This is a genomic window from Dokdonella sp., assembly GCF_035511235.1.
Taxonomy (GTDB): domain Bacteria; phylum Pseudomonadota; class Gammaproteobacteria; order Xanthomonadales; family Rhodanobacteraceae; genus Dokdonella.
This window is the reverse complement of record NZ_DATKFQ010000035.1, coordinates 161,264-171,599: the sequence shown is the minus strand read 5'-3', so window position 1 is coordinate 171,599 and position 10,336 is coordinate 161,264. Positions and strand designations below refer to the sequence as shown.

Genomic DNA, 10,336 nt, shown 5'->3' with positions numbered 1-10,336 from the left:
GTTCGCACCACATGACCTTGCCGGTCGGCTTCAGATGCAACGAGAGCGTGCGGGCCTCTCCATCGGGCCACTCCACCCGCTCCAGGCGATAGCCGGTCCAGCAGCCCAGCGCCTGCAGCGTCTTGCGATCGAACACGTCCGACCCCCGACTCTGGCCAAGAAAGCACCAGGATAGGGCCTCAAACGGTCCACGGTTTTCTGCGATGAACCTTTTATTTTCGGCATCCGGATTTCGCGATCGGCCCTCGGACGAGGGCCCGCGGATTCGCGCGCAGGCCATGCCCGGCCGGAGCATGAGAACCTGCCGGGCCTCGCAAGCCCGGCCAGACCCGTCGAGCCGGGCCGCATGCGAGCGGGACGCGACATGCCGCGGCCGTCCGGCCGTGGTGCCGTGCCGGACACGCCGGCGCGTGCGACCGGAACGAGGCGTGCAGCCTGCGCGGACCGCAGTCGTCTCCCGACTCTCCGGTGCCGCAGTCGCGCGCCGCCGCGCCTCCCCGGCATCGCCGACGCGTCCCGGCGACCGCCTGCGCAGGCGGTGATAGGAATCGCCGCCGCGTTCCGTCACCGGACAGGAGGACAGGGCAGGGGGCGTCTCATGAAGACCTGGGTGGTCATCGCGGTCGCGATCGCGGGGCTGGCGGCCGGTTCGCTGCGCGCCGGTACGGCCGATCGCATTTTCGGCGACGGTTTCGATCCGCCCGGCGATCTGCCGACCGGCCGCGCCGATGCGGCCAGGTTCCTGGCCCAGGCCAGCTTCGGCGGCACGCCGGCGCAGGTGGAGGCCCTGTTGGATGGCGGATTCGATGCCTGGTTCGACGCGCAGTTCGCGCAGGCGCCCGGCTACGTGCTGCCGTACATGCGCCAGGCCGCCGGCACCGCCGATCCGCTGCAGCCGCTGCCGTTCCATCTGTATCGACAGGCCTGGTTCGTCCGCGTGCTGTCGGCGCCGGACGATCTGCGCCAGCGCGTCGCGTTCGCGCTGAGCGAGATCTTCGTGGTCTCCGAGCGCGGCGCCGGCCTCGGCAACGACGGCCTCGCACTCGGCGCCTACCACGACATCCTGCTGCGCAACGCGCTCGGCAGCTATCGCCAGCTGCTCGAGGACGTCACGCTGAGCCCGGCGATGGGCCGCTACCTCAGCACGTACCGCAACCGCAAGCCCGATCCGGCCAACAACATCCAGGCCGACGAGAACTTCGCGCGCGAGGTCATGCAGCTGTTCTCGATCGGCCTGATCCGGCTGAATCCCGACGGCTCGCCGCTGCTGGTCGGCGGGCAGACCGTACCGACCTACGACGTCGCCGTCGTGCGCGCGCTGGCGCGCGTGTTCACCGGCTGGGCGTGCCACTGCGCGGCCGGCCAGAACTGTCCGCCCGATCCGTTCGTGCAGGAGAACTTCACCTGCAGCACCGAACAGGCGATGGTGCCGTACGAGGCCTATCACGACCGCGACGAGAAGCGCCTGTTCGACGGCCTCGTGCTGCCGGCCGGGCGCGACGCGCGCAGCGAGCTCGAAGCGGCGCTGGACGCACTGGCGAACCATCCGAACGTGGGTCCGTTCATCGCGCGCCAGCTGATCCAGCGCCTGGTCACCAGCAATCCGTCGCCGGCCTACGTCGGCCGCATCGCGGCGGTCTTCGCCGACGACGGCCACGGCGCGCGCGGCCAGCTCGGCGCCGTCGTGCGCGCGATCCTGCTCGACGTCGAGGCCCGCCAGGGCCACCGGCTGGCGCCGCAGACCTTCGGCAAGCTGCGCGAGCCGCTGCTGCGCCTGACCCAAATGTGGCGCGCGTTCGAGGTGATGTGGGAAGCCGACGAACTGATGCTCGACGATCTGGACATCCATCTGCGCTACAACCAGTCGCCGCTGTTCTCGCCGTCGGTGTTCAACTTCTTCTCGCCCGGCCACGCCCCGCCCGGACCGCTCGCGAACGCCGCTCTGGTCGCGCCGGAGATGCAGATCATCACCGCCAACTTCGCGATCGCGGTGACCAACGATCTGGGCGGACGGATCTTCTGGGCGTACCGCGGCGGACCGATGGACGAGTTCGACGATCGCGCGCGGCTGATCCAGCTGGAACGCTGGGAACGGTCGATCGCACCGCCGCCCGGCGGCACGCAGGCACCGCCCGGCGCGCTCGAGCGGCTGGTCGGGCACTTCGACGAGCTGCTGCTCGGCGGCACGATGTCGGCGCCGCTGCGCGAGCGGATCCTGACGCGCCTGCGCGCGATCCCGGCCGCCGATACCTTGAAGCGCGTCCAGAACGCGATCTACCTGATCGCGACCGCCCCCGAATTCGCGGTGCAGCGCTGATGGCCTGCCGCGCCCGCCCGCGTCGCCGCCGGACGCGTCCGCTTTCGTTCCTGCCGGCTGCCGGAGTGCCGTGATGAACCTCGATCGCATCGCGCCGGGCCGCCGGCGCTTCCTCAAGCGCAGCCTGGCCGCGCTGGCCGGCGGCAGCGGCTTCTTCGCGGCGCCGACCAGTCTGGCCCTGCTCAATCACGCCTGGGCGCAGCAGAGCGATCGCGGCGACGACTACAAGGCCCTGGTCTGCGTGTTCCTGCTCGGCGGCAACGACGGCCACAACCTGATCGTGCCGCGCGCTGCCGCCGAATACGCGGTCTATGCGCACCGGCGGCGCGGCCTGACGATTCCGCAGGCGCAGCTGCTGCCGATCGCGCCGCTCTCGGGCGCGCCGTACCCGCTTGGCCTGCATCCGGCGGTACCGGAGCTCGCGCAGCTGTTCGAGTCGGGCCAGCTCGCGCTGATCGGCAGCGTCGGCGCCCTGCTCGAGCCGGTCACCCGCCAGCAGTACGACCAGGGCAGCGCGCGGCTGCCGCCGCAGCTGTTCTCGCACAACGACCAGCAGGACTTCTGGCAGAACCTGGAGGTGCGCTCGCCGGTCGATCCCGCGCCGGCCAGCGGCTGGGGCGGACGCATCGCCGATCTGCTCCACGACGGTGCCAATCCGCAGGCGACGGTCGCGATGAACCTGTCGCTGGCCGGCTCCAATCCGTTCCAGGTCGGCCGCCGGACGCAGAGCCTGACCGTCGATACCGGCACGATCCGCGCGGTCGAGAACGAACGCGATCCGGTCGCGGCGGCCGAGTTCGAAGCGTTCCTGGCGCAGGCCCAGGTCAATCTGCTGGCCGACACCTATCGGCTGTCGCTGAAGGACGCGATCGACGACTACCGCACGTTGCAGGGCGTGCTCGCGGCGCTGCCGCCGCTGGCGACCGCGTTTCCGGCGCCGCCGGCGGTCGGCGCGCCGGCGGCCGACCGCTTCGCGCATGCGCTCGGCAGCCAGCTGCGCCGTGCCGCCGAGCTGATCGCGGCGCGCGAGGCGCTCGGCCATCGCCGCCAGATCTTGTTCTGCTCGCTCGGCGGATTCGACACGCACGATGCGCAGATGGCCGACCAGCCCGAGCTGCTGGCCGGCCTCTCGCGCGCACTGCACGCGTTTCACGCCGCGACGCTCGAGCTCGGCGTCGCGCAGCAGGTGACGACGTTCGCCGTTTCCGAGTTCGGCCGCTCGCTGACCAGCAACGGCGACGGCTCCGATCACAGCTGGGGCAACCACCTGTTCGTGCTCGGCGGCGCGGTGCAGGGCCGGCGCATCTTCGGGCAGGTGCCGGACCTGGCCGCCGGCAGCGACGATTTCGCCGGCGACGGCAATCTGATTCCGCGCATCGCGGTCGACCAGTACGGCGCGACGCTGGCGCGCTGGTTCGGCGTCGATCCGGGACAGCTGTCTTCGCTGTTCCCGAACCTGCCGGCGTTCGATCAGAGCGATCTGGGCTTCATGCGCTCCGCCTGAGCGGGCGCCCGGATCAGCCGCGCAGCACGGCGCCGCTCAGCACGTCGCGGATCTCGGTCGGCTGGCCGAGCCCGCCGAGCGGCCCGTCGACGACGGCATCGAGCCCGGTGCCGAAGGCGGCCCGCACCTCGGCCGCACTGCGTGCCGGCGGCTGGCCGTGCCGGTTCGCGCTGGTCGACACCAGGGCTGCACCGAAGCGGCGGCACAGGTCGGCCGCGATCGGATGCGCGGTCACGCGCACGGCGATGCCGGCATGCGCGCCGCGGATCCAGGCCGGCGCGGCCGGGCCGGCCGGGAACACCCAGGTATAGGGGCCGGGCCAGGTCGCACGCGCGCGTGCCAGGGCCGCATCGGGCACGGCGGCGAGGTCGACGTAGGCGAACACCTGGTCGAGATCGGCGCCGATCAGCAGCACGCCTTGCGTCAGCGGACGCTGCTTGAGCGCGAACAGCCGCGCGCAGGCGGCGGCATCGCGCGGGTCGCAACCGAGGCCGTAGACCGCCTCGGTCGGATAGGCGACGACGCCGCCCGCGCGCAGCGCCGTCAGTGCCGGCTCGAGGAGGTCGGACATCGCCGCGTCCGGGCGCCGGGTCTGCCGGCCGGCATCAGCCGGCCGGACTGTTCCCGGCGGCCTTCCTGACCGCCTTCTTCGCCGCCGTTTTCTTCGCCGGCGCCTTCTTGGCCGCCGTCTTCTTCGCGGCGGTCTTCTTCGCAGCGGTCTTGGCCGGCGCCGCGGCGGTCTTGGCGGCCGCCTTCTTGGCGGCGCGCTCGGTTGCCGCGGGCTCGGTCTTGCGTGCCTTGCCGAAGCGGCCGCCGCGCTTGGGCCGGTCCGGGGCCGCGGCGAGCAGCTCGGTGCACTCGGCGAGCGTCAGCGAAGCGGGCTCGCGATCCTTCGGGATCCGCGCGTTCTTGTTGCCGTCGGTGATGTAGGGACCGTAGCGGCCGTTCAGCACCTGAATGCCGTCGCCGAAGTCGTGGATGATGCGGTTGGCGGCGGCCTCGAGCTTCTCGCGGATCAGCGTGCGCGCGTGCTCGAGGTCGATCGTGTACGGATCGTCTTCCTTCTTGAGCGAGGCGTAGGTGCTGCCGTGCTTGACGAACGGGCCGAAGCGGCCGACGCCGACGCTGATCGTCTCGCCGTCCTCGCCGATGCCGAGCACGCGCGGCAGCTTGAACAGCTCCAGGGCTTCGGCCAGCGTGATCGTATGCATGCTCTGCCCGGTCCGCAGCGAGGCGAACGTGGGCTTTTCCTCGTCGTCCTTGGTGCCGATCTGCGCGAACGGCCCGTAGCGGCCCAGTCGCACCTGTACCGGCTTGCCGCTGACCGGATCGACGCCGAGCTCGCGCGCGCCGGTCGCCTCGGAGCGGTCGACGCTTTCGTTCTTCTCGTCGACCTGGGCCTTGAACGGCTTCCAGAACTTCTCGAGCAGCGGCACCCAGTCCTCCTCGCCGCGGCTGACCGCGTCGAGCTCGTCCTCGAGCTTGGCGGTGAAGTCGTAGTCGACGTACTGGGTGAAATGGCCCGACAGGAACTTGGCGACCGCGCGGCCGACGTCGGTCGGCCGGAAACGGCGGTTGTCGAGAATCACGTACTCGCGGTTCTGCAGCACCTGGATGATGCTGGCGTAGGTCGACGGACGGCCGATGCCGTATTCCTCCAGCGCCTTGACCAGCGAGGCTTCCGAATAGCGCGGCGGCGGCTCGGTGAAGTGCTGGTCGGCCTCGATCGCGGCCAGCGGCACGGCCTCGCCGAGCGCCATCTTCGGCAGCTTGCGGCCCTCGTCCTCGTCCTCGGCGTTCTTCTGGTCGCGTCCTTCCTCGTAGACGGCGAGGAAGCCCGGATCGACGACCGTCGTGCCGCTGGCGCGGAACATCGAATCGCCGCCGGCGTCGAGATCGACGCTGACGGTGTTCAGCGTCGCGTGCTGCATCTGGCTGGCCAGCGCGCGCTTCCAGATCAGCTCGTAGAGCTTGCGCTGCTCGTCGCTGAGGTACTGCGCGACGTCCTTGGGGCGGTGCGCGGCGGACGTCGGGCGGATCGCCTCGTGCGCTTCCTGGGCGTTCTTGGACTTGTTGCGGTAGACGTGCGGCTGCTCGGGCAGCGCGCGCGGTCCGAAATCGCGGCCGATCACCTCGCGCAGCTCGGTGATCGCATCGGCCGACAGCGACACCGCGTCGGTACGCATGTAGGTGATCAGGCCGACCACGCCCTCGTCGCCGAGCGCGACGCCTTCGTACAGCTGCTGCGCCAGGCGCATCGTGCGGCTGGTCGTGAAGCCGAGCTTGCGCGCGGCCTCCTGCTGCAGCGTCGAGGTCGTGAACGGCGGCGACGGCCGGCGCTTGCGCTCCTTCGACTCGACGTTGGCGACGACCAGCCGCCCCTGCGCCGAACGTTCCAGCGCGCTGCGCGCGGCGAGCGCGTCCTCCTCGTTGGTGAGGTCGAACTGCTCGAACTTCTTGCCGCGCAGCGTCAGCAGGCGCGCCTTGAACGCCTGGTCGGGATGCGCGCAGTCCGCCTCGATCGTCCAGTACTCGCGCGCCTTGAACGCTTCGATCTCTTCTTCGCGCTCGGCGATCATGCGCAGCGCCGGCGACTGCACGCGGCCGGCCGACAGGCCGCGCTGGACCTTGCGCCACAGCACCGGCGACAGATTGAAGCCGACCAGGTAGTCGAGCGCGCGGCGTGCCTGCTGGGCGTTGACCAGATCCATCGACAGCGGCCGCGGATTGGCGACGGCCTCCTTGATCGCGCGCGGCGTGATCTCGGAGAACACCACGCGGTGCAGCTTCTTGCCGTCGAGCAGGTCGCGCTGGCGCAGGATCTCGGCGATGTGCCAGGAGATCGCCTCGCCTTCGCGATCCAAGTCGGTCGCCAGGTAGAGCGCTTCGGCCTTGGCCGCCGCCTTGGCGATCGCGGCGACGTGCTTTTCGTTCTTGTCGATCAGCTCGTAGTTCATCCGGAACTGGTGGTCCGGATCGACCGCGCCCTCCTTGGGCACCAGATCGCGTACGTGGCCGTAGGAGGCGAGGACTTCGAAGTCCTTGCCGAGGTACTTGTTGATCGTCTTGGCCTTGGCGGGCGATTCGACGATGAGCAGATTCTTGGCCATTCGTTGTCCTGTCGCGCCGCTCTGGCGCGGCGTCGCCGCTCGGCATCCGGACCGTGCGGAAATCGTTGTCGGGGGAGGTGCGTGATGCCGGCTGGCATCGGCGCTCTATATTCAGTGGAAACACGCCGCCTTCGGGCTGTCAAGCCCGGCTGCCCGGTCGTCAGGAGAAATTGTGAGCTGCTTCAATAAGATGCACGGGCGCGGCTACGGCGCGGCGCGGCGCGCGTAGCGGCCGCCGCTCTCGCTGCCGACCGTGCCCTCCATTTCCAGCACGAGCAGCATCGACGACAGCGACGGCACCGGCAGGCCGGTACGCAGCGCAAGCACGTCGATCGTGACCGGATCGTGGCCGAGCGCATCGAGCAGTGTGGCGTAGTCGGGGTCGGCGCGGCGGTCCTGCGGCGCCGGCTGGGCCGTCGCCGTCGCCGCCGTCGCCGCGAGCGCGGCCGCGGCGAGCCGGCCGCGCAGGTGATCGCCGAGCTCGCCGGCCAGCGGCGCCAGCTCGCCGATCAGTTCCTCGACCGTCTCGGTCAGCTTGGCGCCGTCGCGGATCAGCTGATGGCAGCCGCGTGCGAGCGGATTGTGGATCGAGCCGGGGATCGCGAAGACCTCGCGGCCCTGTTCCATCGCGTAGCGCGCGGTGATCAGCGAGCCGGACTTGATGCCGGCCTCGACGACCAAAGTACCCAGCGAGAGCCCGGCGATGATGCGGTTGCGGCGCGGGAAATGCTCCGGGCGCCCGGTCGTGCCGGGCGGGAACTCACTGACCAGGGCGCCGGCAGCGCCGATCCGCGCCGCCAGCTCGCGATGCTGACGCGGATAGACCTGATCCGGCCCGGTGCCGAGCACCGCGATCGTGCAGCCGCCGGCATCGAGCGCGGCGGCGTGGGCAGCGCCGTCGATGCCCTCGGCCAGGCCGCTGGTCACGGTGAAACCGGCGCCGGCCAGCGCGCGCGCAAAGCTGCGCGCGGTCGCCAGGCCGCCGGCCCCGGCGTTGCGGCTGCCGACCACGGCGACCTGCGGCATCCAAAGCCGCGTCGGCTCGCCGACGATGTACAGCGCGGCCGGCGCACCCGGTACCGTGCGCAGCAGCGGCGGGAAGTCCGGATCGGTGCAGGTGATCAGATGGTGCTGCGGCTCGGCCAGCCAGGCGCGGTCGGCGGCGATCGCGCCGGCATCGGGCGCGCAGGCCCAGGCGCGTGCCGCCTCGCCGGCTTCCTCGTCGCCGCGCCGGCGCAAGGCGTCGAGCACGCCGGCGGCATCGCCATGGCGATCCAGCAGCCGGCGCAGCCGTGCCGGGCCCAGGCCGGGCGTGCGCAGCAGGATCAGCCAGGCATCCGGGATTGCGGCGTTCGCGTCCATGCCGGCCAGTCTAGCCAGCGCCCGTCGCACGAATCGCGACGGCGCACGCGGTTGCGCGAATCGCGTGGCATCGGCGCCCCCGGCTTAAGCCCGGGCGGGTGGCCGCGAGCGCCAGCGCCTCGCGGCCTAGGCTCGCCTCAGGCGCGGCGCCTCAGGGCGTCGAATCGGGATCGTGCAGCCAGTCGTCGAGGCGGATCGGCTTGACCGTGTCCATGACCAAGCCGTAGCTGACCTGGTCGAACGTACGGAAGACCAGCACGTGACCGACGAACTCGGGCGGCAGCTCGACCTTGGAGTCCTTCGGATTGAAGAACTTGCGCGCGCTGTTCTCGGGGTAGTCGGTGCGGTCCACGACGGTCTCGCCGCTGTGGTAGATCGAATAGACCTGGCCGTTCTCGACGCCGTTCTCGGCGCCGCGCGACAGCGCGACCACCTGCTTGGGGCCGACCGCGTTGAGCGCGTCGGTGAACGCGATCACGCGCATGCCGTCGGGCACGCTGCCGGGCGCGTGCGGCACGTATTCGTCGTCGTACGGACGCTCTTCCAGCGGCAGCACGAAGTCGCCGGGGCGCACTTCGAAATCGGCCTCGCCGACCAGGACCGAGGCCGGATTGCCGGCGCGCGTCACCTCGACGGTGGCGTAGTCGAGCATCTCGTAGCCGAGGAAGCGCACGCGGCCCTTCAGCGAGAACTCGTGCGGACCGTGCCGCCAGAGCAGGGCGCGGCGGCCGTCGCGCGCATCGCGCTCCTGGCGGTGGATCTTCTGCGGATCGCCTTCCACGTCGGGCGGCGTGTCGTAGTAGCGGCCGATCGGACGGACCAGCGCGAGACGCTGGCCCGGCTGTGCGTCGAGGCCGCGCACGTAGACCAGCTGGCCGCTGGTGCCGCGCAGGCGGTCTTCCTCGATGCCGACCACGTGCGGCGCATTGCGCAGCGCCTCGTCGTCGAGGATGCGCGTATGGGTCAGGAACTGCTTGATGTGCGACAGCGGAATCGGCGGGACCGCCTCATCCACCGGCGTCGCGCGGGCGCGGATCGCCGACAGTCCGGGGCCGTTCGATCCGAGACCGAGAACGAGCTCGTCGCCGGGATAGATCAGATGGGGATTGCGTACCTGCGGGTTGACCTGCCAGATCTCCGGCCACAGCCACGGCTTCTTGAGGAAGCGCGCCGAGATGTCCCAGAGCGTGTCGCCTTTCTTGACCGTGTAGCGTGCCGGGTGCTGATCGGCGAGCTCCACCGTCGCGGCATAGGCGGCGAATGCGACCAGCAATCCAGCTGCAACTGGAAGTAGTTTTTTAAGCATGGCGGCCAATTACCTGATTCCCCAATGGCCGCGCGAGTGTAGCCCAACTATTCAGGGTAGAGAATGACGCCGTTCCCGAAATCGAAACGGCTTTGCGATCCTGCACAAAGCCGGCAAAATGCGCGTTTCCGACCGGTCCGGGATCGCTCGCGCTTGTGAGTCGGTGGGTTCGCCCGCATCTGTCCTTCTCGGAGCACCTTTCACGCCATGAGCCTGCTGACGATCCTCGAATTCCCCGATCCCCGGCTGCGCACCCGCGCCGAGCCGGTGGCCGCGTTCGATCCGGCGCTCAAGCAGCTGGTCGCCGACATGTTCGAGACGATGTACCAGGCGCCCGGCATCGGCCTGGCCGCGACCCAGGTCGACGTGCACCGCCAGCTGCTGGTCATCGACATCTCCGACACCAAGGATCAGCCGCTGGTCCTGATCAATCCGAGGATCATCGAGCGCGAGGGCAGCCAGACCTACCAGGAGGGCTGCCTGTCGGTGCCCGGCATCTATGCCGACGTCGACCGCGCCGACCGCGTCCGCGTCGAGGCGCAGGACGTCGACGGCGTGCCGTTCACGCTCGACGCCGACGGCCTGCTCGCGGTGTGCATCCAGCACGAGATGGACCATCTGGCCGGCAAGCTGTTCGTCGACTACCTGTCGCCGCTCAAGCGCGAGCTGGTCCGCAAGAAGCTCGAGAAGCAGCGCCGGCACAGCCCCGCGCCTGCCGCCGTCAGCGCCTGACCCTC

General features: G+C 70.4%; 7 protein-coding genes and 1 pseudogene. 3 read left to right on the top strand and 5 right to left on the bottom strand.

All coding sequences use genetic code 11. The features are described from left to right. A pseudogene (locus VMR06_RS15010) lies at positions 1–136 on the bottom strand (ISL3 family transposase); the annotation flags it as partial. Positions 137–598: 462 nt separating this feature from the next. Between VMR06_RS15010 and VMR06_RS15005 the strand changes: the two are divergent. Beyond that, a complete protein-coding gene (locus tag VMR06_RS15005) occupies positions 599–2,317 on the top strand; it encodes a DUF1800 domain-containing protein (protein ID WP_325377732.1) in 1,719 nt (572 codons plus the stop codon). A 73-nt stretch (positions 2,318–2,390) separates the two neighbouring features. Then, entirely contained in the window at positions 2,391–3,821 is a 1,431-nt protein-coding gene (locus VMR06_RS15000) for a DUF1501 domain-containing protein (protein ID WP_325377730.1), read from the top strand. Positions 3,822–3,834: 13 nt separating this feature from the next. On the opposite strand, the gene VMR06_RS14995 is transcribed toward VMR06_RS15000, so the two are convergent. The 4 genes from VMR06_RS14995 to VMR06_RS14980 all read right to left on the bottom strand — a co-directional run bounded on the left by VMR06_RS14995 (position 3,835) and on the right by VMR06_RS14980 (position 9,566). Further along, complete coding sequence (locus VMR06_RS14995; RefSeq protein WP_325377728.1) at positions 3,835–4,392, bottom strand: L-threonylcarbamoyladenylate synthase; 558 nt, start codon at positions 4,390–4,392, stop codon at positions 3,835–3,837. A 34-nt stretch (positions 4,393–4,426) separates the two neighbouring features. Further along, positions 4,427–6,931: a DNA topoisomerase I gene (locus VMR06_RS14990; protein ID WP_325377726.1), complete on the bottom strand. Its 2,505-nt coding sequence runs from the start codon at positions 6,929–6,931 to the stop codon at positions 4,427–4,429. Between the two features lie 204 nt (positions 6,932–7,135). Next, complete coding sequence (dprA, locus tag VMR06_RS14985; RefSeq protein WP_325377725.1) at positions 7,136–8,293, bottom strand: DNA-processing protein DprA; 1,158 nt, start codon at positions 8,291–8,293, stop codon at positions 7,136–7,138. Between the two features lie 151 nt (positions 8,294–8,444). Further along, on the bottom strand, positions 8,445–9,566 hold the full coding sequence (locus tag VMR06_RS14980) for a LysM domain-containing protein (protein ID WP_325377723.1): 1,122 nt from the start codon (positions 9,564–9,566) through the stop codon (positions 8,445–8,447). Between the two features lie 240 nt (positions 9,567–9,806). Here VMR06_RS14980 and def point away from each other — a divergent pair, with 240 nt between their 5' ends. Beyond that, positions 9,807–10,331 (top strand): peptide deformylase, encoded by a 525-nt coding sequence (gene def, locus VMR06_RS14975; protein WP_325377721.1) that lies wholly within the window; start codon positions 9,807–9,809, stop codon positions 10,329–10,331. The last annotated feature ends 5 nt before the right edge of the window (positions 10,332–10,336 follow it).

What these genes read in the sequence shown, in the direction of transcription:
- VMR06_RS15005 (WP_325377732.1), top strand. Translation starts at nt 599, where the DNA reads ATGAAGACCTGGGTGGTCATCGCGGTCGCGATCGCGGGGCTGGCGGCC.
- VMR06_RS14990 (WP_325377726.1), bottom strand. Translation starts at nt 6,931, where the DNA reads ATGGCCAAGAATCTGCTCATCGTCGAATCGCCCGCCAAGGCCAAGACG.
- VMR06_RS14995 (WP_325377728.1), bottom strand. Translation starts at nt 4,392, where the DNA reads ATGTCCGACCTCCTCGAGCCGGCACTGACGGCGCTGCGCGCGGGCGGC.
- def (WP_325377721.1), top strand. Translation starts at nt 9,807, where the DNA reads ATGAGCCTGCTGACGATCCTCGAATTCCCCGATCCCCGGCTGCGCACC.
- VMR06_RS15000 (WP_325377730.1), top strand. Translation starts at nt 2,391, where the DNA reads ATGAACCTCGATCGCATCGCGCCGGGCCGCCGGCGCTTCCTCAAGCGC.
- dprA (WP_325377725.1), bottom strand. Translation starts at nt 8,293, where the DNA reads ATGGACGCGAACGCCGCAATCCCGGATGCCTGGCTGATCCTGCTGCGC.